Below are 23,871 nucleotides of genomic sequence, written 5' to 3' on the forward strand. Positions count from 1 at the left end.
AGCACCTTGATCCGACAACCAATATGATTGTGAGTGAGCGCTCACTCAGGTACGCTCGAACGCATGACGCAGACAGACCTCGATCGAGCGGCCGAGAGGCTGCGAACGGAGGCGCGATCCCGCCGAGCCCCTGCGATGGCGCTTGAGGATCGCCGAGCATCCATCATCGCCGCCGTCACGCCATTGCTCATCGAGCACGGCCGGCAGGTCACGAGCGCACAGATCGCAGCAGCGGCGGGCATCGCCGAGGGAACCATCTTTCGGGCGTTCGGCGACAAAGAGACGCTCATCGACGCGGCGATCGCAGCCCACCTCGACCCCGAGCCGTTTCGCGGTGACATGCGGGCCATCGATCGCACGCTTCCGCTCGAGGCGAAGGTGCACCGGCTCATCGAGCTGATGCGCAAGAGGTTCGTCACCGTGTTCCAGATGATGAACTCACTCGGGCTCGCCGGGCAACGACCCCAGCACAGCGCGCAGAGCGACTTCGTGCGCCGTATTGCGGACCTGCTCGACGGCGAGGAGGGGCAGCTGCGGTTTTCTGCCGACCGCATCGCCCAGCTCATCCGCATGGTGGCGCTCTCTGCGTCGCTGCCGCACGTCATCGGCGACTCTCCCATCGACAACGACACCCTGACCGAGTTCGTGCTGCACGGAATCACCACGAACCCGCCGACGGCCACGCGCTCAACGCGCGGCGACGCCATTGTCAGTGGTCTGCGCGAAGATAAACGAGAAGAAATCACGAAAGAAGGCACGGAATGAAACTCGTCCGGCTCATCGGCACCTACGTCAGGCCGCACTGGCGGCTCGTCGTCGGCGTCTTCGTCTTTCAGCTGGCGCAGGCCATCGCCTCGCTCTACCTGCCCACGCTCAACGCCGACATCATCGACAACGGTGTGGCCACGGGCAATACCGGCTACATCTTGAGCATCGGCGGGCTCATGCTAATGATCACCCTCGCCCAGGTGATCTGCGCGATCGTGGCGGTGTACTTCGGCGCCAAACTCGCCATGGCCCTCGGCCGCGACCTGCGCCTCTCGGTGTTCACCCGGGTGGGCGAATTCTCCGAGCGAGAGGTGTCGCACTTCGGGGCGCCGTCGCTCATCACCCGCACCACGAACGACGTGCAGCAGGTGCAGATGCTCGTGCTGCTGACCTGCACCATTCTGGTCAGCGCGCCGATCCTCGCAGTGGGTGGCATCATCATGGCGCTCTCGCTCGATGTGCCACTGTCGGCGATCATCGCGGTCGCGGTTCCGGTGCTGCTCATCGTTCTGGCCCTGATCATCGTGCGCATGGTGCCGCTGTTCCGCCTGATGCAGCAACGCATCGACAAGGTGAACGGTGTTCTGCGTGAGCAGTTGACGGGCATCCGAGTCGTTCGGGCATTCGTGCGAGAGCGTATCGAGACCGAACGTTTCGCGGTGGCCAACCGCGACGTCACCGACACCGCGCTGAGGGCGGGGCGGCTGTTCGCGCTGATGTTCCCGATCGTGCTGCTGGTGATGAACGTTTCAAGTGTTGCGGTGCTCTGGTTCGGGGCGTTCCAAATCGACAACGGGGCTATTCAAATCGGTACCCTGACGGCGTTCTTGACCTACCTCGTGCAGATTCTGATGGCGGTCATGATGGCGACCTTCATGGCGATTCTGATTCCGCGGGCATCCGTTTGCGCCGACCGTATCACCGAGGTGCTGCAGACGCCGCCGTCGGTCATCATGCCTGCCGTGGGCGTCACCGAACTCAGCGAGCACGGTCTGATCGAGCTCGACGATGCGAGCTTCGCCTACCCGGGCGCGGCCGAGCCGGTGCTGCGCCACCTGACGTTTGTTGCCGAGCCGGGTCAGACCACCGCCATCATCGGCAGCACGGGGTCGGGCAAGACCACGCTGGTCAACCTGCTTCCGCGCCTGTTCGACGCGACAGCCGGCGAGGTTCGCATCGATGGGGTGAACGTGAAAGACCTCGACCCTGACGTGCTGTGGGGGCGCATCGGTCTCGTGCCGCAGAAACCGTACCTGTTCTCGGGAACCATCGCGAGCAACCTGCGCTACGGCAAGCCCGACGCCACCGACGAAGAACTCTGGCAGGCGCTCGAGACCGCGCAGGCGCGCGACTTCGTGTCTGAGATGACCGAGGGCCTCGAGTCGCCCATCGCGCAGGGCGGCACGAACGTGTCGGGCGGCCAGCGTCAGCGACTGGCCATCGCACGGGCGCTCGTGAAGCGGCCCGAGATCTACGTGTTCGACGACTCGTTCTCGGCGCTCGACCTGGCGACGGATGCCCGGCTCAGGCGCGCGCTTCGAAGAGACGTGAGCGGCGCGACCATGGTGGTGGTGGCGCAACGCGTCTCGACTATCATCGACGCCGACCAGATTCTGGTACTCGAAGACGGCGTCATCGTCGGCCGCGGCACCCACAGCGAACTGCTCGAATCGAGCGAGACGTACCGCGAGATCGTTCACTCGCAGATGACGGCGGAGGAGGCAGCATGAGCGACGAAGCGCAGCCCATCGAGAAGGCGCCGGCCGTTCCGCGGCCGCCCGTGCGCCGCGGCCCGGGCGGGGGAGGCGGTCCGTTCGGCGGCGCCGGTATGCCCGCCGAGAAGTCCAAGGCCTTCGGGCCCAGCGCCAAACGACTGGCGGGCCGACTGCGGCCCGAGCGCATGCTCATCGGCCTGATCACGCTGCTCGCCGTGGTGAGTGTGACGCTGTCGGTGCTCGGGCCGAAGATGCTCGGAAATGCCACCAACGTGATCTTCGCGGGTATTTTGTCGAACCAGTTTCCGGCCGGAACCACGCAGGCTCAGGCCATCGCGGGCCTCGACGCGGCCGGCCAGTCGCAGCAGGCCGATCTGCTCAAGAGCGTGACGTTCACCCCGGGCCAGGGTATCGACTTCACCCAGCTCGGCATGATCCTGCTCACGGTGCTGGCGATCTACGTCTTCGCGTCGGTGTTCAGCTGGATGCAGTCGTACTTGCTCAACGGTGTCGTGCAGCGCACCGTGTACCGCCTGCGCGAAGACGTCGAAGAGAAGATCAACCGGCTGCCGCTGGGGTACTTCGACCGCATGCCGCGCGGTGAGCTGCTGAGCCGGGTCACTAACGACATCGACAACATCTCCCAGAGCCTGCAGCAGTCGCTCTCGCAGATCATGACGTCGCTGCTGACAGTGATCGGCGTCATCACGATGATGTTCATCATCTCGCCGCTGCTGGCGCTGATCGCGCTGGTGACGATTCCGCTCACCCTGCTCATCACCACTGTCGTGGCGAAGCGCTCGCAGAAGCTCTTCGTCGCTCAGTGGAAGCACACCGGCGAACTGAACGCGCGAATCGAGGAAGGCTACAGCGGCCACGCGCTCGTGAAGGTGTTCGGCCGTCACCGCGAGATCAACGAGGTCTTCCGGCAGAAGAACGACGAACTCTACCGGGCGAGCTTCGGCGCGCAGTTCGTCTCGGGCATCATCATGCCGTCGATGATGTTCATCGGAAACCTGGTCTACGTCGCCATCGCGGTGGTCGGCGGGTTGATGGTGGCGAGCGGGTCGCTCAGTCTCGGTGATGTGCAGGCGTTCATCCAGTACTCGCGTCAGTTCACGCAGCCGCTCACGCAGCTCGGTTCGATGGCCAACGTGCTGCAGTCGGGTGTCGCTTCTGCCGAGCGGGTGTTCGAGTTGCTCGACGCCGACGACCAGAGCCCGGATCCGGTGCCCGCGGCGACCCCGTCGAACGACGAGGGCCGACTCGTCTTCGAGAACGTGTCGTTCAGCTACAGCCCCGCTAAGCCGCTCATCGAGAACCTCTCGCTCACGGCGCTGCCGGGGCAGACAGTGGCGATCGTCGGGCCGACCGGTGCGGGCAAGACCACCCTGGTGAACCTCATCATGCGGTTCTACGAGCTCGACGGCGGGCGCATCACGCTCGACGGCACCGATATCGCTACGATGACGCGGGATGACCTGCGGGGCCGCACCGGTATGGTGCTGCAAGACACCTGGCTGTTCGGCGGCACGATCCACGACAACATCGCGTACGGAAACCCCTCTGCGTCAGAGGAGGAGATTCTCGCCGCAGCCCAGGCGACCTACGTCGACCGTTTCGTGCACTCGCTGCCCGACGGCTATGACACCGTGCTGAACGACGAGGCCGACAACGTGTCGGCCGGAGAGAAGCAGCTGATCACCATCGCGCGGGCGTTCTTGGCGAAGCCGTCGGTGCTCATTCTCGACGAGGCCACGTCGTCGGTCGACACACGCACCGAGGTGTTGGTGCAGCGCGCCATGTCGGCGCTGCGAGCCGATCGCACGAGCTTCGTGATCGCGCATCGTCTCTCGACGATTCGGGATGCCCACCTCATCCTCGTCATGGAGGCGGGCCACATCGTGGAGCAGGGAACCCACGAGTCGCTGCTCGCCGCCGACGGTGCCTATGCCAACCTCTACAACGCCCAGTTCGCGGCGGCGATCACGGACTGATCCCGCGGCTGAACTCCTGACCCGTCGACAAAAAAGGAAATACGCCCCGCCGAACCACATGGAGGTTCGGCGGGGCGTATTTCCTTATGTAGTGACGCCAACCGAGATCAGTCGAAAGCGGCGGCGTGTACGTCGCTTTCGGCGTTGGTAGCGGCCCATACTTCAGTGCGATGAGGCAGTCGCACTGTGCGCCGCAGAGGCGGCGGCGCAGCAGACCATTCAGTTCCTTGCGATGGCGAAGAAGCGCAGCAGCTCGAGGTAGAGCCAGACGACGGTGACGACCAGGCCGAAGGCGGCCGACCAGCTCTGGTTGCGCGGGGCGCCGGCCTTGACCGCACGCTGAATCTGGTCGAAGTCGAGCACCAGCGAGTAGGCGGCGAGCAGCGTGACCAGCACACCGAGAATCAGGCCGATCGGAATGCCGAAGATGGTCGCGCTCGAGAGCCCGAACGCGTTCTGGTTGACGCCGGTGACGATGAGCACCACGTTCACGAGCGAGAACACCAGGTAGCCGATCATGGCGATCAAGAAGATCTTCGTGGCTCGCTTCGACGCCCGCACCTTACCGAAGGCGAAGAGCACGAGCGTCACGGCGAACACGCAGATGGTCGCGATGACGGCCTGCACGACGACACCCGGATAGCGCGCTTCGAAGACGCTCGACACGGCACCGATGAAGAGACCTTCGACCGCGGAGTAGAGCAGGATCAGCGGCGGTGACGGCTGCTTCTTGAAGATGTTCACCATGGCGAGCCCGAAGCCGATGAGCGCGGCGGGCAGGGCCAGCACGGGCACGTTCCACCCGATGGCGGCGAACGCCACCAGCACAACGAAGTTCAGCGCGGTCTTGACGATGACGTCGTCGTAGCTGATACGCCCGGTCTGCGCCGGCGTGGCCGACGGGGCGTCGTACATCGTCTCAAGGCCCTCGGCCGAGATCGGAGTGACAGGGGCAGCGGGCGCCTTGCCGTTGAAGGCAGGGTTGCGCGAAAAGGCGGGATTGTTGGAAGCCATGGTTTCCTCGAGTCGGTGATGCTCGCAGCTGAATGGATGCACATCAAACCTACCGGCGAAATCCAGATGTTGGCTGGATGTTCGCGAACGTTAACAAAAAGGCGCCCACCGCGGCGGGCGGCCTCGTTCTAGGCTCTTTCCGTGGTGATTTCTGCTGTTCAGCGACTGGATGCCCGCCCCCTCGTCATCGGCCACCGAGGTGCGAGCGGGTACCGCCCCGAGCACTCCGCCGCGGCCTACGAGCTGGCGTTCGAACTGGGCGCAGACTGCGTGGAGCCCGACGTCGTGGCCACGCGCGACGGGGTACTGGTGATCCGCCACGAGAACGAGATTTCGGGCACCACAGATGTGGCCGGGCATCCGGAGTTCGCCGGCCGGCGCCGCACGGCCTCGGTCGACGGCGTGACCCACACCGGCTGGTTCACCGAAGACTTCACGTGGGCTGAACTGCAGACGTTGCGCTGCGTCGAACGGCTGCCGGCCCTGCGCCCCGGCAGCGCTGCGTACGACGGTCACTTCGGCATTCTGCGGTTGAGCGACCTCTTCTCGCTCGTAGAAAGGGCAGCGGATGCCCAGCAGCGCCCGCTCGGGATCGTCGCCGAGATCAAGCACGCCACCCACTTCGCTCGGCTTGGTCTGCCCCTCGACGAGCTCTTCGCGGCCGAGGTGGAGGCGGCTGGATGGAACTCCGGCGACGGGCGACTCGTGGTGGAGAGCTTCGAGCCGACGGTGCTCGAGCGTGTTCGTGCCCGCGGAGTGCTCGCCCCTTCGGTGCTGTTGGTCGAGGCCGAGGGGGTCCCGGCCGACCTGGTGGCCGCACGGGGTGCCTCTGCTGCCGACTATGCGTCGTTCCTGACCCCAGACGGCCTGCGCGGTTTGAGCGTCGAGGGAATCAGTGTGCCGAAGCAGCTGCTGCTCCATCCCGGGAGCAGGCTGGTCGACTCTGCGCACGGCGCGGGGCTCGAGGTGTTCACGTGGACCCTGCGCCCCGAGAACGAGTTTCTCGACACGCGGTTTCGGGTCGGCGCCGACGAGGCGGCGTGGGGTGCGTGGCGCGACGAGTTTTCGCGCGTGATGGCCAGCGGGGTCGACGGGGTGTTCGCCGATCATCCTGATCTCGCGGTGGCGGTGCGAGCGGAGTTCGCGGGGCGCTGAAACACCGGATCGTGTGTCTTCGCTGTCGGCGCAGTTCGGAGCCGATGTCAGAGGCGGGCGGGTAGAATTGAAGCCACATGACCACGCTCAACGAATCGCAGGATCGAACCGCCGTGCGCCCCGGCAAAACCGGCGCAGACCGGCCGTCGAGCGTGCCGATTATCTTGGACGGGCGCGAGCCGGGGCATCCGGGGGCGGGGCCGGGTGCTGCCGGCGAGACCGAAGATCCGCTGCTCGTCGGGCTGAATCCCGAGCAGCGCACCGCCGTCGAATACCGCGGGCCGGCCCTGCTCATCGTGGCGGGGGCGGGTTCGGGCAAGACTCGGGTGCTCACGCATCGCATTGCCAGCCTCATTCAGAGCCGAGAGGCGTGGCCCAGCCAGATTCTGGCCATCACGTTCACGAACAAGGCCGCCGCCGAGATGCGCGAGCGGGTCGGCGCGCTGCTCGGGCAGGTGGCCGACGGCATGTGGATCTCGACGTTCCACTCTGCGTGCGTGCGTATTCTGCGGCGCGAGGCCGAGAACTTCGGTTTCACGAAGAGCTTCACCATCTACGACTCGCACGACTCGCGCACGCTCATCAAGCGCATCATCAAAGACCTCTCGGCCGACACCTACGGGTTCACCGTTGCGGGTGTCGCGGGCAAGATCTCCAAGCTCAAGAACGAACTCGCCGACGCCGACAGTTATGCGCGCACGGCGAACTTCAACGACCCGCAAGAAGAGATGTTCGTCGAGATCTTTCGGCAGTACACCCGCAGCCTGAACGCTGCGAACGCCTTCGACTTCGACGACCTCATCGGGCAGACCGTGTTTCTGTTCCGGGCCTTTCCGCACGTGGCGGAGCACTACCGGCGGCGGTTCCGGCACATTCTGGTCGACGAATACCAAGACACCAACCACGCGCAGTACGCGCTGATTCACGAGCTGACTCGTCCGGTGGGCGAGGGTGATGAGGCGAGCATCCAGGCGTCTGGTCAGCAGTCGGGCCAGCGCACCGCCGGGCTGCCGGGTGCCTCGCTCACCGTGGTCGGCGACAGCGATCAGTCGATCTACGCGTTTCGCGGGGCGGATGTTCGTAACATCGTGGAGTTCGAACGCGACTTTCCCGGTGCCACCGTCGTGCTGCTCGAGCAGAACTACCGGTCGACGCAGAACATTCTGGCGGCCGCGAACGCGGTGATTCAGAACAACTTCGACCGCAAAGACAAAAAGCTCTGGACCGACATCGGCGACGGCGACAAGATCACCGGATTCACGGGCTACAGCGGGCACGACGAGGCGCAGTTCGTGGCCGACGAGATCGGCAAGCTGCACGACGAGGGCACGGCATACAAAGATATTGCGGTGTTCTATCGCACCAACGCCCAGACGCGTGCGCTTGAAGAGATCTTCATCCGTTCGGCCGTGCCGTACCGGGTGCTCGGCGGTACGCGGTTCTACGAACGCGCGGAGATCAAGGATGTTCTGGCGTACCTGATCGCGGTCGCGAACCCGCGCGATGCCCTTGCTCTGCGGCGCATTCTGAACACGCCGAAGCGCGGAATCGGGCCCGCCACCGAGACGGCGCTCGCGGTGTTCGCCGAGAACAACGACGTCAGTTATCGCGAGGCGATGCGGCGATCATCCGATCTCGGCCTCGGGCCGAAGGTGACGGGAGCGATCCTCGACCTGGCGAACCTGCTTGACGAGGCTACGGAGATGCTCGACCCCGAGCGGCCCGAGGGTGCGGCGACGGTCTCAGAGATTCTCACGCTGCTGCTCGAACGCAGTAAATATGTGCAGACGTTGCGCGCGGGCCGTGATCCACAAGACGAAGCGCGCGCCGAGAACGTCGAAGAGCTCGTGGCGGTCACGAAGGAGTTTCAGAAGAACAACCCCGAGGGCGGGCTGATCGATTTTCTCACCGAGGTGTCTCTGGTGGCGGCAGTGGATGAACTCGACGACACGAGCGGAACCGTCTCTCTCATGACGCTGCACACGGCGAAGGGGCTCGAGTACGAAGCCGTTTTTCTCACCGGCGTCGAAGAAGACTTGTTGCCACACCGCATGTCCGCCTCGGAGCCGGGTGGCCCGGCCGAGGAACGGCGACTGTTCTATGTGGGAATCACTCGCGCCCGGCGGCGGCTCTACCTGTCGCTGGCCATGACGCGGGCGCAGTACGGCGAGACCGCCGTGGCGATGCCGAGCCGGTACCTGCAAGAGATTCCGGCCGATCTCATCGACTGGAAGCAGTCGCCGGGCATGGCGAATTCGCGTGGTGGCACGCAGCCGCGTGCGCTCAACTCGAGTCGGCCGGGCGGCGGGTACAACTCGCGCAGCGCAATTCGGGCGAGCGATTCGCTGTCGTTCCGCGATCGTGATCGTGGGGGTGAGTACGGCGAGCCCCGGGTCAAGGCCGAGTGGCCGAACCGCGTCACGGCGCAGGTGCGCGACAACGGCGACCTCGAGTTGCACGCGGGCGACCGCATCCGCCACGCCGACTTCGGCGAGGGCCGCGTGAGTGCGGTCACAGGCGAGGGCACCAAGAAGGTCGCCCACGTGGCCTTCGACGCGGCCGGCGCCAAGAAGCTCCTCATCAAGATCGCCCCCATCGAAAAAATCTGAGCCGCAGAACGCCTGAGCCGCTGAACGCCTGAGCCGCGCAATCGAGCTGCGAGTTTGTGCGGGTGGAGCACTTCGCCACCCGCACAAACTCGTAGCTCGATCGCACAAGTACGGGGTCGGGGGAGGGATGCTCAGGCTAAGGAGCGACGCAGGCGGGCCATGTAGCGGTCGCGCGGCAGGTGGCGGAGCATCTGCGGCAAGTGCGGATACACGACCGACGCCAGCGCGAAGACCCGGTCGAAGCGGCGCTGGCGGCGTTCGTTCCAGGGCAGCACGAAGGCCCGGCGCAGCTCGGGCGTCAGTAGTCCCGTGGTTACCAGCCTAACCAGGGGCATCACTACTCGCAGCCAGGGTGGAGCTGTACGGGGATGCAGGAGGTCGCTCGCGACACGACGCGCATCGTCGCTCACCGCCAGGGCAGCGACGGCATCTGCCCAGTAGACGTCGAAATCGGCGAGCGTGGCGGGCCAGAGCCGGCGGGGAACCTGCAGGGCGGTGCCCAGCACCGCGTACTGCTGATAGACGTCTTCTGCATCGTCGGCATCGAGTGCGCCGAACACCTTCTCGTACACCGTGGCGGCCGATTGATAGAGAGTTGCCGCCACCCACAGCTGCTTCGCCGCATCGAACGCGTCGTACGCCGCCGCCCCGGTGACAGGCGCGGCCCCGACGGTGGCCGTGCGGCGGGAGCGAGGGCTGTGCACGGGACCGTGAGCTCGGTTGACGCGGTCGATCACGGCGCGGAGTTCGGCGGGGGTGCCGAAGACGGTGGCGTAAGCGTACGTGACGGTGTTGGCGAAGCGGTCGAGCGGACGGTTCGCGAAGTCGCTGTGCCGAGCCACTCCCGCGCCGACGGCGGGATCAGCGATCTGTAGCAGAATCGCCCGCCCGCCGCCGGCCAGCAGAACAGCTTCAGCGGCGAGGTCGGTGAACACGCTCATGCTTCGAGCCTAAGCGGTGACGCCTGTGCATCCACCCGAGCGTGATGACCGTCGATCCGATCGCCGTTGCAAGGAGTGCCCAGATCGCCCAGGGCGCGCCGGCCGCCAGAGCGCGCCCGGTCTCGGCGAGCACTGCGGAGCCACCGGATGCCGCCGCCAGCGGTGTACTCGGCGGCACGACGGCGGGCGCGGGTGGGCTGAACGAAGGGCTGTTCGGAGGCGTCGGGCCCGGCGAGGCCGGAGCGGGGCTCGGGGTGGGGGTCGGAGTCGCCGGCGGTGGCGGAGGTACCTGACCGAGAGTCGACTCTGCCGCCTCCGCGAAGCTCGAGCTGAAGGCCGCGATGCGGTCTCCGCCCTGCGCCGTCGATGTCTTTGCCGGATCGATGGTGTCGACCCAGACGTAGTAGCCGGCAGCCGGCAGCACACAGTCTGGGCTCGAGTACCGGCCAGGGCCATGGTCGGCGACCCGGTCGACGGTGCACACGACGTGAGCACCGGCCGGAACGGTGGCAGAGGGGGAAGGCTGGTTCGCGAACGGCCCCAGCAGCGTGCTGGTGATCGTGACCGGTACCGGCTGCAACGACCCGTCGGGCGCCGAATACACTCCCCACTCGTTAAGCCACGGCCCGGCGACGCTCGGCGTCGAGAGCGATTGGTCGTCGCCGTCGTCTGTCGCCGTGTCTGTCGTCACTGTCGCGCCGGTTTGCGAGCTCTGCGGGGTAGCCCTGGAAGGCGCCGAACTGTCGGGTGCCGAGCTGGCGGACGGCTCCGAGCTCTCGGGGGCCGAGCTCTCGGGGACCGAGCCGGCCGAGGGAACCGCGCTCTCGGGCACCGCGCTCTCGGGCGCCGAACTGTCGGGTGCCGAGCTCGGCAGCGCCGCGCCGCTCGGTGGTGCCGAGCTCGTGGGGGCTGCGCCGCTCGGTGGCGCCGAGCTCGTGGGGGCCGCGCCGCTCGGTGCTGCCGAGCTGTCGGGCGACGCGGCGATCGATGCTGTCGCCTTGGGCGCTTTGACCGAACCCGGGTCGAGGCCGAGCTCGAGGTGGTCGTACACCGACGCACCGACGTCGGCGAGTTGCGTACTTGCCTGCGTCGTGACCATGGGCTTGAACGGCAGCGGCGAGACATCGCCTGCGTGCGCGTGAGCGCTCGCGTTCGTAACGGTTCGGCCGGGCACCAGCAGCACCTGGGCGTCGGGCGGGCCTTGCGCCACCGAGAAGTTGTCGCCGTACGGCAGGTTCGGGAAAGTGACGTCGGCCGAAACGTCGTTGAGGGCCGTGCCCGAGTCGGCCTCGACAGAAATGGTGACGCCGTTCAGAACGACCATGCGTGTGGAACCGTCGGCGAAATGAGCGCCCGTCAACGTGAGGGTTCCCCCGTTCTGGCCAGCCGGAATGGTGGTGGGCCCGCCGCCGATGAAGTCGACGACGAGCTCGGTCGAGACGGTCGACGGATGATCGGGGGCGAGGGAGAGCGAGACCTTCGCCGACACGGATCTCGACGCGCCGAACGGCTTGTCGAGGTCGACCAGCATCTGCCGGGCGGTCGCCAGCACCGCACCGCGATCTTCGTTCGCTCGCAGGGCGTAGTACCACTGATCGTGCGAGCCGAGCCCGCTGATGGTCCACACGGCCAGCTGTGCCGCCGCCATTCGCTCACGATCGGTCGTACCGGTTATGAAGTGCCGACCCACGAAGGCGAGTCGAGCCGAATCGTCGACGCCGAAGCGCCCCGTCTCGACTCCGTCGACGTAGCTGTAGTCGTGCCCCTCGGGGGGACTTTTGGTGACCTCCAGACACAGACCGGCATTCCCGTCAGCCAGGGTGTGAGAGCCGATCCAAGAGCGCCCGTCGGAGGCAGAGAGGTAACCGACCCCGTGGCCGAGAGCGGCGAGGGCGGAAGCGGAGCCGGCACTGAGGAACAGCGTGCCGACCATGGTCGCGCAGACAAGGCCGACGGTGAGGCAGCCCGTGAGACACGCAGACAAGAGAAGAAGTATTCGTTTCATGCCACCACCGTGGTGCCGCCGGGCATCCACTGCGTGAGAAAAACGTCACTCTGTGCACAGCTGTGAAGGGTCGTCAACTGTGGATAGTAGGCTGTATGACGGTTTGGATGTCTCGATCTCAAGACATATTGAGAGTCTCATCCGGCTACCTCTCTTTTCTAAAAACCAGGCAACGCGCGCGTGCTGCGGCGGCGCGCGGATGGGATGAGCAAGCGTGGATCTATTTGAATATCAGGCCAGAGACCTGTTCGAGAGCTACGGCGTACCGGTGCTACCAGGCATCATCGCCGACACACCCGAAGAGGTGAAGGCTGCCGCCGAGAAGCTCGGCGGTGTGACGGTCGTCAAGGCCCAGGTCAAGATCGGCGGCCGCGGCAAGGCCGGCGGCGTGAAGGTGGCGTTCTCACCCGAAGACGCCGAGGAGAAGGCGAAGAGCATTCTCGGCCTCGACATCAAGGGCCATGTCGTCAAGCGCGTCATGGTCGCGGGCGGCGCGAACATCGACAAGGAGTTCTACTTCTCGGTGCTGCTCGACCGGGCCAACCGCTCGTACCTCTCGCTCGCCAGCTACGAGGGCGGCATGGAGATCGAAGAGCTCGCCGTCGAGCGCCCCGAAGCATTGGCCCGCATCGAGGTGGATCCCATCGCGGGCATCGATCTCGAGACCGCCACGAAGATCGCGGTCGAGGCGAAATTCCCCGCCGAACTCGTCGACAAAGTCGCGCCGGTGTTCGTGAAGCTCTGGGACGTGTACAAGGGCGAAGACGCCACGCTGGTCGAGGTCAACCCGCTCGTGCTCACGAAGGAGGGCGACATCATCGCCCTCGACGGCAAGGTCTCGCTCGACGAGAACGCCGACTTCCGTCACCCGAACCATGAAGCGCTCGAAGACGCCGAGGCGGCCGATCCGCTCGAGGCGAAGGCCAAGAAGCTCAACCTGAACTACGTCAAGCTCGACGGCGAGGTCGGTGTCATCGGCAACGGCGCCGGTCTGGTGATGTCGACGCTCGACGTCGTGTCGTACGCCGGTGAGAAGCACGGCGGCGTGCGGCCGGCCAACTTTCTCGACATCGGCGGCGGAGCATCGGCTCAGGTCATGGCCAACGGTCTCGATGTGATTCTCGGCGACGCGCAGGTCAAGAGCGTGTTCGTCAACGTCTTCGGCGGCATCACGGCGTGCGACGCCGTCGCCAACGGAATCGTCGGTGCCCTCGAGGTGCTCGGCGACACCGCCACCAAGCCCCTGGTCGTGCGACTCGACGGCAACAAGGTCGAGGAGGGTCGCCGCATTCTTCAGGAGGCGGCGCACCCGCTCGTGACACTGGCCCTCACCATGGACGAAGGCGCCGACAAGGCCGCCGAGCTCGCCGCAGCGGCGAAGTAGAGGAAGAACAACATGTCGATTTTTCTGAACAAGGACTCCAAGGTCATCGTGCAGGGCATCACCGGCGGTGAGGGCAGCAAGCACACGGCCCTCATGCTGAAAGCCGGCACTCAGGTGCTGGGCGGTGTCAACGCCCGCAAGGCCGGCACCACCGTGAGCCACACCGCGGCAGACGGTTCTGCCGTCGAGCTGCCGGTGTTCGCAAGCGTGGCCGAGGCCATCGAGAAGACCGGTGCCGACGTTTCCATCGCGTTCGTGCCGCCGGCGTTCTCGAAAGACGCCATCATCGAGGCCATCGACGCCGAGATTCCGCTGCTGGTCATCATCACCGAGGGTATTCCGGTGCAGGATTCGGCCGAGGCCTGGGCCTACGCCAAGCAGAAGGGCAACAAGACCCGCATCATCGGACCGAACTGCCCCGGCATCATCACGCCCGGTGAGGCTCTCGTCGGCATCACGCCCGCGAACATCACCGGCAAGGGCCCCATCGGCCTCGTCTCGAAGTCGGGAACCCTGACCTACCAGATGATGTACGAGCTGCGCGACCTGGGCTTCTCGACCGCCATCGGCATCGGCGGCGACCCCATCATCGGCACCACGCACATCGACGCGCTCGCCGCCTTCGAGGCCGACCCCGAGACGAAGGCGATCGTCATGATCGGCGAGATCGGCGGCGACGCCGAAGAGCGTGCCGCGGACTTCATCAAGGCGAACGTCACCAAGCCGGTCGTCGGCTACGTGGCGGGCTTCACCGCTCCCGAAGGCAAGACCATGGGCCACGCCGGCGCCATCGTCTCGGCCGGTGCGGGCACCGCTCAGGGCAAAAAAGAGGCCCTCGAGGCAGCCGGAGTCAAGGTCGGCAAGACGCCGAGCGAGACCGCCGCGCTGTTGCGTGAGGTCTACGCCGCGCTGTAGTTCGGTCAGGCGAGAGCGGATGCCCGAGCATCCACTCTCGCCGCGAGAGCAATCGGGTGCCGCAGTTGCGCCACCCGCACGTAACGGCCCTCCATTCCGGTGGAGGGCCGTTACGTTTGTACTGATGATGATCGGAGCCACAGCGTGAGCGCAGATACGCCCTTCTCTGCCGAGGGCCAGCCCGACGGCGCGGTGGATGCCCGGGGCGAACACCTCTCGTCCTATCGAAGCACTCGTGCCCGCCTCGTCACTCCCCAGGCCATCTACGGCACCCTTCTCGTCAGCGCGATCATCGGCACAGCGGCCGATGACGAAAAAGACCTCGACATTCTCATCACCACCCTCGGCACAGTTATCGTGTTCTGGATCGCTCACGTGTTCGCCGAGGGCATCGCCCACTACGGCACTCCGAAATCGGTCGGCCTGCCGATGCTCGCCTCCCTGAAGCACAGTCTGAATTCGGCGGCAGGGCTCCTGTACTCCGCTATCGTGCCGTGTTTCTTTCTGTTGCTCGGCGCTCTCGGCGTCATGGACGAGGGCACCGCCTATCGCATTTCGCTCTGGATTCCCGTGGTCTTGCTAGCCGCACTCGGCTGGCTCGCCATAGCCGATCGCGGCGGCACCTGGTGGGCTCGCATCTTGGCATCGCTCGTCACCGGGCTGCTCGGCCTTTTCGTCATTCTGCTCAAGATCGTTTTCCATTGAATCGACCCACCACGTGAATCGCCCCACCACCGCCGTTCTCGCCGCACTCGACGCGCTGCTCTGCGTCGCCATCGGCGTCGGCATTCCGCTTGTGATGCTCACCATTCTCTGGGCCGCGCAATTCGATCTCGCCGTCGACTGGACCGCCTTCTGGCGCGCCTCGACGGACTTCTGGATGCTCGGCAACGGTGTCGACCTGCTGATCACCATCGACCCCCAGACCGCGGCCCAACTCGGTCTCGAACAGGCCGCCGTGCCGTTCGTCATCGGCATTGCGCCTCTCGGGTTCGCCCTGCTCACGGTGGTTCTCGGCCGCCGCTCGGGATTGCGCCTGGGGCAGTCGCCCTACCCGGTGTTCGGCGCGGTGGTGGGTGTCGTCACCGTGCTCGTGCTGGCCGCGCTCGTCTGGCAGAGCGCGCAGTCGACAACCGCCGCGGCGCCGTTCTGGCAGGCGATCGTGTTCGTTCCGGCGCTTTATGCGCTCGGCGCCGTCGCCGGTGCGTGGAGCACCCTGGTGCGTCTGCAGTCTCCTCTCGCCGAGCGGCTTCTCCGTGTCACCGATGTGCTCTCCGACGAGGTGCGCTCGCTCACCGCGCTGGCGCTGCGCGGGGGAGCGATCATCGCGACGGCGATGGTGGCGGTCGGCGGCCTGGTCGTGGCGCTGCTGCTGGTCATCCACTATTCCACGGTCGTCTCGCTCTACGAGTCGCTGCAGTCGGGCATCGCGGGCGGTGCCGCGCTCACCCTCGGCCAGATCGCCTTCATGCCGAACCTCGCCGTGTGGGCCGCGAGCTGGCTGCTCGGCCCCGGGTTCGCACTCGGCACGGGTTCGTCGATCTCGCCGCTGGGCACCCAGGTCGGCCTCATTCCGTCGTTGCCGGTCTTCGGCGCACTGCCGCAGAGCTCGGTGCTCGGTTACGCGGCGCTGATCGTGCCGGTGGTCATCGGGCTCGTGGTGTCGGCGGCGTTGCGCTCGCGGTTGAACGAGCCCGGCGAGTTCTCGCTGCGGCAAGCCGGCCGGATGCTCGGCGCAGGTGTCGGCATGGGCATCGTGGCGGCGGCCATTCTGGCCCTGCTCGCGGCCGTCTCGGGCGGTGAGCTCGGGCCGGGGCGCCTCGCCGACGTGGGGCCGAATCCTGGCGCCGTGTTCGTCTGGGCGCTGGTGATCTTCGCCGTCACCTCGTCGATCGGGCTCATCGCCAACGGCCTGCGGCGACGGGGGTCTGCCGACACGTCGGCGTCGGCATCGGCATCGGCGACAACGCCGTCGCCGGCCAAAGCTCGAGCCACCGAAGAGCCGACCACGCAAGCGCGAGCGAACGGCTCACAGGAGAAGGCGACAGAGCCCCGCTAAGCTTTCAGGGTGTTCTCGATTGTCGTTCTGATCTCGGGCGGAGGGTCGAACCTCCGCGCGCTTCTCGAGGCCGCTGCAGACGCCGATTTTCCGGCGCGCATCGTCGCCGTCGGCTCCGATACCGACGCACCCGGGCTCGAGCACGCCGAGGCGTTCGGCGTGCCCACGTTCACCGTCGTGCCGACCGCGTTCGCGGATCGAGCGACGTGGGGCGATGAACTGCTGACGCACGTTCAGAGCTGGTCGCCCGATCTGGTGGTGTGCGCCGGTTTCATGCGCATTTTGCCGCCCCGCTTCGTGGCCGCCCTCTCGCCGAACCTCATCAACACCCACCCGGCACTGCTGCCCGCCTTTCCGGGCGCGCACGCGGTTCGGGATGCCCTGGCCGCCGGTGTCAGCGAGACCGGTGTCACGGTGCACATCATCGACGAGGGCGTCGACACCGGACCGGTGCTGTTGCAGCGGGCGGTGCCCGTGTTGTCGGCAGACACCGAGCACGACCTGCACGAGCGCATCAAGATCGTCGAGCGGAGTCTGCTGGTCGAGGCCGTCGCCGACATCGCCACGGCTCACATCACTACCGAACAACAGGAGACAGTCTCATGAGCGGCCCCAAACACGATCCTTCGCTTTTTCACCACCGCGACCTCGTTCCCATCAAGCGCGCCCTCGTCTCGGTCAGCGACAAATCCGGTCTCGTCGAGCTCGCTGCCGCGCTCTCCGCCGCCGGCGTCGAGATCGTCTCGACCGGCTCGACCGCGAAGACCATCGCCGCCGCAGGCTTCGAGGTCACCGAGGTCAGCTCGATCACGGGCTTTCCCGAGTCGCTCGACGGCCGAGTGAAGACGCTGCACCCCTCGGTGCACGCGGGCATCCTCGCCGACCTCAGGCTCGAGTCGCACATCGCTCAGCTGCAGGAGCTTGAAATTCAGGCGTTCCAGCTCGTTGTGGTGAACCTGTACCCGTTCGCCGAGACCGTCGCGAGCGGCGCCGAGGGTGACGACGTCATCGAGCAGATCGACATCGGCGGCCCGGCGCTGGTGCGCGCATCGGCCAAGAATCACGCGAACGTGGCCATCGCGGTCTCGCCGAACACGTACCCGCAGATCTTCGAAGCCCTCGAGTCGGGCGGCACCTCGCTCGCCACGCGCCGCAAGCTCGCGGCAACCGCCTTCGCGCACACCGCCGCCTACGACACGGCCGTCGCGACCTGGTTCGCCGAGCAGCTCGGTGCAAGTTCGCTGCCGGTCGAGGGCGTCTTCGACCCGACCGCGCCGCTGCCTGCCTCCGGGTACCCGAAGCTCATCGAGCGTAGCGTCTCGCTCTCGCACACGCTGCGGTACGGCGAGAACTCGCACCAGTCGGCCGCCCTCTACCTCGAGCCCAACGGCCGCGGAATCGCTCAGGCCACCCAGCTGCACGGCAAAGAGATGTCGTACAACAACTTCGTCGATGCCGACGCCGCCCTTCGCGCCGCGTTCGACTTCAGAGCTCCGGCCGTCGCCATCATCAAGCACGCGAACCCCTGCGGAATCGCCGTCGCGTCACCCACCGCTCTCGACCCCATCGCGTCGGCCCACCTGCGGGCGCACGAGTGCGACCCGGTCTCGGCTTTCGGGGGCGTCATCGCGGCGAACCGCACGGTCACGCTCGGCATGGCCGAGGCCGTGAAAGACATCTTCACCGAGGTGCTGGTCGCGCCCGATTTCGAAGCGGACGCCCTGAAGCTGCTGCAGACGAAGAAGAACCTGCGTATTCTGCGCCTGCCGGCCGAATACGCCCGCCCCTCTGTCGAACTCAAGCAGATCAGCGGCGGCCTGCTGGCGCAGCAGGCCGACTCGTTCGTGGGCTACAGCACGGCGAACTGGAAGCTCGTCACCGGCCAGCCCGCCGACGCGGCAACCCTCGCCGACCTCGAGTTCGCCTGGAAGGCGTGCCGCTCGGTGAAGTCCAATGCGATTCTGCTGGCCTCGAACGGGGCGTCTGTCGGGGTCGGAATGGGGCAGGTCAACCGGGTCGACTCGTGTCACTTGGCCGTCACGCGGGCCGGCAGCCGGGCATCCGGTTCGGTCGCAGCCTCAGACGCTTTCTTTCCGTTCGCCGACGGGCTGCAGGTTCTGCTCGACGCCGGCGTCAAGGCCGTGGTGCAGCCTGGCGGTTCGGTGCGTGACGACGAGGTGATCGAGGCCGCGAACGCTGCCGGAATCACCATGTACTTCACGGGCGAGCGCCACTTCTTTCACTGATGAGTTTTCACTGATGAGTTTTCGCTGAGTAGTCATTGCAACCAAACAGAGAGTCGACCATCATGTTCAGGCCCCGCACCATTGTCGCGTCGATCGTCTCGGCGGTCGTCGTCGCCGCCATCGCGCACGTCGCGATGCTGCTGGCCTTCTTCATCGTGAAGGGCTTCGACGCATCGGTGTTCGGCGTCGTGAACTCGTTCTTCGTTCCGCAGACGCTGTTCGTGCTGCTGTTCTCGGCGATCTTCGCCTGGATCGGCGCCTATCGTCGCTGGTATCTGGCGCTCATCGCCGGCTTGGTCTCGGGTGTACTCGGCGCGTTGGTCGGCACGGGAATTCCGGTTCTCGCGGCCGGTAACGCCCTCGATGGCCCCGTGATCGACTACCTCATCGGCACGCTGGTCGGCATCAATCTCGTGTTCATTCTCGTGGTGATTCTCGCTTCGGTGACCATCGGGCGACGCGTCTACTTCGGCATCGACCGAGAGGATGCCCAGCAGCCCTTCGCCGCCGAACGCCGAGTCGCGATCATCCGCCGTCCGCCCGCCACTCTCGCCGACGGTCACGTCACCCACATCGAGAAGAGCGACATCGACTTCGATCTGGCCGAAGAGCAGTGGGAATCGTACGTTTCGGTGCTCGAGACGAACGGGTGGGAGACCGTCGAGGTCGATGTGGCTCACGATCTGTCTGATTCGGTGTTCGTCGAAGACGCCGTGGTGATATTCGGAGACGTCGCCGTCATCACGAGCCCCGGTAGTGAGCACCGCATCGCCGAAACCGAGGCGGTGGAGAAGACCGTGCGCGAGGTGGGGCTGCAGGTCGCCCGCATCGCGGTGCCCGGCACTCTCGACGGCGGCGATGTTCTGAAGGTGGGCAGCACGGTCTACGTCGGGCGCAGCGGGCGCACGAACGCCGAGGGCATCCATCAGCTTCGGCGCATTGTCGCAGCGCTCGGCTACACGGTCGTGGCGGTTCCGCTGACGAAGGTGCTGCACCTGAAGAGCGCCGTGACTGCGCTGCCCGACGGCACCGTGATCGGCTATCTGCCGCTTGTCGACGACCCGAAGATCTTCGACCGCTTCTTGAGCGTGCCCGAGGAGGGCGGCGCTCACGTGGTGAAGCTCACCGACGATACCGTGCTCATGGCGGCGTCGGCGCCGAAGACCGCCGAACTCATCGAGAACCTCGGCTACCGCGTGATCTCCGTCGACATCAGCGAGTACGAAAAGCTCGAGGGCTGCGTCACCTGCCTCTCTGTTCGCGTGCGCTGACCCGCCCTTCGACTTTGCGAAAAGGCCCCGAAGACGCGGGTTTTGGGGGCCTTTTCGCAAAGTGGATGCCCGCTCGAAACTTGCGCCACGGCGCACTCTGTGTGTAGCCTTCAAGGCTGCCCAGAAACTCTCAGCCCCACGAGGGCGAAACCCCACACGCATCCACCTTCTGTTGTTGAGGACCCCGTTTATGCCTGCCCCACAAGGCCAGTCGACGTTCCGTACGCTCGCTCGCTTGTACGTCTACGCCAAACCGGCGATGCCCCGCATCTACGGAGCCATGGCGGTTTCGCTCACCGCGAGCCTCGTCTCGCTGGCGATTCCGCAGGTTCTCGCGGTGCTGATCGACGGGCCGCTCGCCGACGGTGATTCCTCGCAGATCTGGCCGGTCGTGCTGCTGGTGCTCGCGCTCGGTGTGCTCGAGGCGATTCTCATCGCGCTGCGCCGAGTGCTCGTGCTCACGCCGGGAACGCACGTCGAAGCCAGCATGCGCAACGGCCTCTACACGCACCTGCAAGACCTCCCGGTGGCCTTTCACGACCGGTGGCCGAGCGGCCAGCTGCTCTCGCGGGCGGTCAGCGATCTCAACCTCATCAGGCGATGGATCTCGTTCGGCATCGTGATCATGGTCGTGAACGTGGTGACCATCTTCATCGGGTTCGCCATTCTCATCAGCATCAACTGGGTGCTCGGGCTCATCTTTCTCGTCGCCTCCATTCCGGTTCTGGCCTACAGCTATGTGTTCGAGGGCCGGTATTCCGAGGCCGCCCGGCGTAGTCAAGACCAGGTGGGCGACTTGGCGACCGCGGTCGAAGAGTCGGTGCACGGCATCCGTGTGCTCAAGGCGTTCGGCCGGGGGTCGTTCGCCCTCAAGAAGTTCGAACGGCAGGCCGAGCAGCTGCGCGGAACCGAGATCGAGAAGGCCAAGGCCGTGGCCAGCATCTGGCTGTGGCTGCTGCTCATCCCCGATGTGGCGTTCGCCGCGTGCCTGGTCGTCGGCGTCTGGCTCGCCTCGACCGGGCAGACCTCCGTGGGTGAGCTCGTGGCGTTCTTCGCCACGGGCACCGTACTGCTCTTTCCGGTCGAGTCGATGGGCTACTTTCTGGCGATGACCTTCGACGCGAAAACGGCGACGGCACGGTTCTTCGACGTGCTCGACTCGGTCAATACCATCACCGACCCCGAGAATCCCACGATCATCCCGAACCCGCGTGGTCAACTCACGTTCGACGACGTGCACTACCGCTATCAAGATGCGCCCGACCGGTTCACCGATCTGCTGAACGGAGTCGACCTGGTCATCGAGCCGGGAGAGACCATGGCTCTGGTCGGCCTCACGGGGTCGGGCAAGACGACGCTCACCGCCCTGACCACCCGGCTGTACGACGTGAGCTCGGGATCGGTCAAGCTCGACGGCGTCGACATTCGCGAACTGACGCGCACCGAACTGCGCACGAACATCGCGATGGCGTTCGAAGACGCGACGCTGTTCAGCGCGACCGTGCGGGAGAACGTCGTTCTCGGCCGGCCCGACGCCAGCGATGCCGATGTCGCCGAGGCGCTCGAGATCGCGCAGGCCGGGTTCGTGTACGAGCTGCCCGACGGTCTCGACACGCGCGTGGGCGAAGAGGGCCTCAGCCTGTCGGGCGGCCAGCGTCAACGGCTCGCGCTCGCGCGGGCCATCGCGGCCAAACCGAGGGTGCTGGTGCTCGACGACCCTCTCTCGGCGCTCGACGTCGATACCGAGGCCCGTGTCGAAGAGGCGCTGCGCCGCATCCTGGTGTCGACAACCGCTCTCATCGTGGCGCATCGCCCTTCCACGGTGTCGCTCGCCGACCGGGTGGCGCTTCTTGAAGACGGGCGCGTGACTGCTGTCGGCACCCACAGTGAACTGCTGGCGTCGAACGATCACTACCGGTTCGTCATTTCGAGTTTCGACCACGAGAAGGAGGTGCCCGCATGAGCCAGACGGCCGTTTCTGGTGTCGGGGGAGAAGAGCGCGACGACTTCACCCGCGCCGAGAGCAAGCAGATCAGGCAACGTTCGGTGCGCCTGCTGGGATCTCTGCTGCGCCCCGAGCGCTCGCGCCTCATCGTGAGCCTCGCGGTGGTCGTCATCAGCACGGCCGCGCAGGTCGCGGGCCCCGCCCTCATCGCCTACGGTATCGACAGCGGCCTGCCCGCCCTGCTCGCGAACGACTGGATGCCCGTGGCCTTCGCCGGCATCGCGTACCTGTTGGCAGGCATCGTCGGCGCGGTGCTCATCTCGTGGTTCACCGTGCTCACCGCGCGCATCTCGCAGGCCATTCTGTTCGATCTGCGCAAACGTGTCTTCGTGCAGACGCAGAAGCTCAGTCTCGAGTTTCACGAGACGTACACGTCGGGCCGCATCATCTCGCGCCAGACGAGCGACCTCGACGCCATCCGCGAGTTGCTCGATTCGGGCATCAACCAGCTCGTGCAGGGGCTGCTCTACATGCTGTTCATCGGCATCGCGCTGTTCGCGCTCGACTGGGCGAGCGGGGTCATTCTGGTCGTGTCGCTCGTGCCCTTGCTTGTGCTCACGCGGTGGTTCCAGTTGCGCTCGCAGGCGCTGTTCCGCCTCACGAGAACCGCCTCGGCGAAGCTGATCGTGAAGTTCGTCGAGACCATGACCGGAATTCGCGCCGTGCAGGCGTTTCGCACCGAGAAGAGCAACGAGGCCGAGTTCGCCGAGTTGACCGAGGATTACCGCTCGTCGAATGCCAAGGTCATCCGTCTGTTCGGCATCTTCGACCCGGGGCTGGTGCTCATCGGAAACGTGACGGTGGCCGTCGTGCTGTTGGTGGGCGCTTTCCGCGTTGTCGACGGCCAAGTCGCGGTCGGTGTGCTGCTCGCCGCGGTTCTGTACACACGACGTTTCTTCGACCCGATGGAGGAGATGGCGATGTTCTACAACTCCTACCAGTCGGCAGCTGCGGCGCTCGAAAAGATCTCGGGTGTGCTCGAAGAGCAGCCGAGCGTTCCCGATCCGGTGAAGCCCGTCGACCTCTATCACTCCAACGGCGAGATCGACTTCGACGAGGTCGAGTTCGGTTACCAGAACCGCCGTGTCATTCTGTCGAACTTCACCCTGCGCATTCCGCCGGGGCAGACGATCGCCCTCGTGGGTTCGACCGGAGCGGGCAAGTCGACCCTGGCGAAACTCATCTCACGGTTCTACGACCCGACGCATGGCCGAGTGCTGCTCGACGGCGTCGACCTTCGCGATCTGCACCCCAAAGACCTGCGGCGCGCCATCGTGATGGTGACCCAGGAGGCGTACCTCTTCTCGGGAACGGTGGCCGACAACATCGCCATCGGCAAGCCCGGCGCTTCTCTTGACGAGATCATCGCGGCGGCGAAAGCGGTGGGCGCGCATCCGTTCATCGAGGCCCTGCCGAACGGCTACGAGACCGACGTGAACAAGCGCGGCGGCCGGGTATCGGCCGGGCAGCGCCAGCTCATTTCGTTCGCGCGGGCCTTTCTCGCCGACCCCGCGGTGCTGATTCTCGACGAAGCCACGGCGTCACTCGACATTCCGAGTGAGCGGCTGGTTCAGGATGCCCTGCAGACCCTGCTCGCCGACCGCACCGCCATCATCATCGCCCACCGGCTCTCGACGGTGGCGATCGCCGACCGCGTGCTGGTCATGGAGCAGGGCCGAATCGTCGAAGACGGTACACCGGCCGAGCTGATCGGCGGAACGGGCCGGTTCGCGCAGCTGCACGCGTCGTGGCGGCAGTCGCTGGTGTGAACCGCTGGTGTGAGCGTT

General features: G+C 65.9%; 17 protein-coding genes. 14 read left to right on the top strand and 3 right to left on the bottom strand.

Annotation, left to right across the window (positions count from 1 at the left end):
• Positions 1–63: 63 nt before the first annotated feature.
• The 3 genes from LQ955_RS00875 to LQ955_RS00885 are packed head-to-tail and all read left to right on the top strand — an operon-like array spanning position 64 to position 4,480.
• Positions 64–765, top strand: a complete 702-nt coding sequence (locus LQ955_RS00875; RefSeq protein WP_231026364.1) for a TetR family transcriptional regulator — start codon at positions 64–66, stop codon at positions 763–765.
• Positions 762–2,498, top strand: a complete 1,737-nt coding sequence (locus tag LQ955_RS00880; RefSeq protein WP_231026365.1) for an ABC transporter ATP-binding protein — start codon at positions 762–764, stop codon at positions 2,496–2,498. The genes LQ955_RS00875 and LQ955_RS00880 overlap by 4 nt, the downstream gene beginning before the upstream one ends.
• Positions 2,495–4,480, top strand: a complete 1,986-nt coding sequence (locus LQ955_RS00885) for an ABC transporter ATP-binding protein (RefSeq protein WP_304961263.1) — start codon at positions 2,495–2,497, stop codon at positions 4,478–4,480. Before LQ955_RS00880 ends, LQ955_RS00885 begins: the two co-directional genes overlap by 4 nt.
• A gap of 219 nt (positions 4,481–4,699) precedes the next feature.
• On the opposite strand, the gene LQ955_RS00890 is transcribed toward LQ955_RS00885, so the two are convergent.
• A complete protein-coding gene (locus LQ955_RS00890) occupies positions 4,700–5,494 on the bottom strand; it encodes a Bax inhibitor-1/YccA family protein (RefSeq protein ID WP_231026366.1) in 795 nt (264 codons plus the stop codon).
• Positions 5,495–5,635: 141 nt separating this feature from the next.
• Here LQ955_RS00890 and LQ955_RS00895 point away from each other — a divergent pair, with 141 nt between their 5' ends.
• The gene (locus tag LQ955_RS00895) at positions 5,636–6,649 is read left to right on the top strand and encodes a glycerophosphodiester phosphodiesterase family protein (RefSeq protein WP_231026367.1); all 1,014 of its coding nucleotides are present in this window, start codon (positions 5,636–5,638) and stop codon (positions 6,647–6,649) included.
• A 77-nt stretch (positions 6,650–6,726) separates the two neighbouring features.
• Positions 6,727–9,258, top strand: coding sequence for an ATP-dependent helicase (locus tag LQ955_RS00900; protein WP_231026368.1), 2,532 nt, complete (start codon positions 6,727–6,729; stop codon positions 9,256–9,258).
• A gap of 131 nt (positions 9,259–9,389) precedes the next feature.
• Here LQ955_RS00900 and LQ955_RS00905 read toward each other — a convergent pair whose 3' ends face one another.
• Positions 9,390–10,199 carry an oxygenase MpaB family protein gene (locus LQ955_RS00905; RefSeq protein WP_231026369.1) on the bottom strand — a complete coding sequence of 270 codons (810 nt, stop codon included), beginning with the start codon at positions 10,197–10,199 and terminating at the stop codon, positions 9,390–9,392.
• Complete coding sequence (locus tag LQ955_RS00910) at positions 10,171–12,183, bottom strand: hypothetical protein (protein ID WP_231026370.1); 2,013 nt, start codon at positions 12,181–12,183, stop codon at positions 10,171–10,173. Before LQ955_RS00910 ends, LQ955_RS00905 begins: the two co-directional genes overlap by 29 nt.
• 235 nt (positions 12,184–12,418) lie before the next feature.
• On the opposite strand from LQ955_RS00910, the gene sucC reads away from it, so the two are divergent.
• From sucC to LQ955_RS00955, 9 genes are all read left to right on the top strand, one after another.
• Entirely contained in the window at positions 12,419–13,588 is a 1,170-nt protein-coding gene (gene sucC, locus LQ955_RS00915) for an ADP-forming succinate--CoA ligase subunit beta (protein ID WP_231026371.1), read from the top strand.
• A 12-nt stretch (positions 13,589–13,600) separates the two neighbouring features.
• Complete coding sequence (gene sucD, locus LQ955_RS00920; protein ID WP_231026372.1) at positions 13,601–14,503, top strand: succinate--CoA ligase subunit alpha; 903 nt, start codon at positions 13,601–13,603, stop codon at positions 14,501–14,503.
• A 144-nt stretch (positions 14,504–14,647) separates the two neighbouring features.
• Entirely contained in the window at positions 14,648–15,208 is a 561-nt protein-coding gene (locus tag LQ955_RS00925) for a hypothetical protein (RefSeq protein ID WP_231026373.1), read from the top strand.
• A gap of 13 nt (positions 15,209–15,221) precedes the next feature.
• Positions 15,222–16,562, top strand: coding sequence for a cell division protein PerM (locus LQ955_RS00930; protein WP_231026374.1), 1,341 nt, complete (start codon positions 15,222–15,224; stop codon positions 16,560–16,562).
• Between the two features lie 9 nt (positions 16,563–16,571).
• Positions 16,572–17,168, top strand: coding sequence for a phosphoribosylglycinamide formyltransferase (purN, locus tag LQ955_RS00935; RefSeq protein WP_231026375.1), 597 nt, complete (start codon positions 16,572–16,574; stop codon positions 17,166–17,168).
• The gene (gene purH / locus LQ955_RS00940) at positions 17,165–18,808 is read left to right on the top strand and encodes a bifunctional phosphoribosylaminoimidazolecarboxamide formyltransferase/IMP cyclohydrolase (RefSeq protein WP_231026376.1); all 1,644 of its coding nucleotides are present in this window, start codon (positions 17,165–17,167) and stop codon (positions 18,806–18,808) included. Before purN ends, purH begins: the two co-directional genes overlap by 4 nt.
• 62 nt (positions 18,809–18,870) lie before the next feature.
• Positions 18,871–20,079 carry a dimethylargininase gene (gene ddaH / locus LQ955_RS00945; protein WP_304961264.1) on the top strand — a complete coding sequence of 403 codons (1,209 nt, stop codon included), beginning with the start codon at positions 18,871–18,873 and terminating at the stop codon, positions 20,077–20,079.
• Between the two features lie 190 nt (positions 20,080–20,269).
• A complete protein-coding gene (locus LQ955_RS00950) occupies positions 20,270–22,042 on the top strand; it encodes an ABC transporter ATP-binding protein (protein WP_231026377.1) in 1,773 nt (590 codons plus the stop codon).
• Complete coding sequence (locus LQ955_RS00955) at positions 22,039–23,853, top strand: ABC transporter ATP-binding protein (RefSeq protein WP_231026378.1); 1,815 nt, start codon at positions 22,039–22,041, stop codon at positions 23,851–23,853. Before LQ955_RS00950 ends, LQ955_RS00955 begins: the two co-directional genes overlap by 4 nt.
• Positions 23,854–23,871: the final 18 nt, after the last annotated feature.

Source organism: Subtercola endophyticus, assembly GCF_021044565.1.
Classification (GTDB): domain Bacteria; phylum Actinomycetota; class Actinomycetes; order Actinomycetales; family Microbacteriaceae; genus Subtercola; species Subtercola endophyticus.

What these genes read in the sequence shown, in the direction of transcription:
- sucD (WP_231026372.1), top strand. Translation starts at nt 13,601, where the DNA reads ATGTCGATTTTTCTGAACAAGGACTCCAAGGTCATCGTGCAGGGCATC.
- LQ955_RS00955 (WP_231026378.1), top strand. Translation starts at nt 22,039, where the DNA reads ATGAGCCAGACGGCCGTTTCTGGTGTCGGGGGAGAAGAGCGCGACGAC.
- LQ955_RS00900 (WP_231026368.1), top strand. Translation starts at nt 6,727, where the DNA reads ATGACCACGCTCAACGAATCGCAGGATCGAACCGCCGTGCGCCCCGGC.
- purH (WP_231026376.1), top strand. Translation starts at nt 17,165, where the DNA reads ATGAGCGGCCCCAAACACGATCCTTCGCTTTTTCACCACCGCGACCTC.
- LQ955_RS00885 (WP_304961263.1), top strand. Translation starts at nt 2,495, where the DNA reads ATGAGCGACGAAGCGCAGCCCATCGAGAAGGCGCCGGCCGTTCCGCGG.
- LQ955_RS00950 (WP_231026377.1), top strand. Translation starts at nt 20,270, where the DNA reads ATGCCTGCCCCACAAGGCCAGTCGACGTTCCGTACGCTCGCTCGCTTG.
- LQ955_RS00875 (WP_231026364.1), top strand. Translation starts at nt 64, where the DNA reads ATGACGCAGACAGACCTCGATCGAGCGGCCGAGAGGCTGCGAACGGAG.
- LQ955_RS00905 (WP_231026369.1), bottom strand. Translation starts at nt 10,199, where the DNA reads ATGAGCGTGTTCACCGACCTCGCCGCTGAAGCTGTTCTGCTGGCCGGC.
- LQ955_RS00890 (WP_231026366.1), bottom strand. Translation starts at nt 5,494, where the DNA reads ATGGCTTCCAACAATCCCGCCTTTTCGCGCAACCCTGCCTTCAACGGC.
- LQ955_RS00880 (WP_231026365.1), top strand. Translation starts at nt 762, where the DNA reads ATGAAACTCGTCCGGCTCATCGGCACCTACGTCAGGCCGCACTGGCGG.
- ddaH (WP_304961264.1), top strand. Translation starts at nt 18,871, where the DNA reads ATGTTCAGGCCCCGCACCATTGTCGCGTCGATCGTCTCGGCGGTCGTC.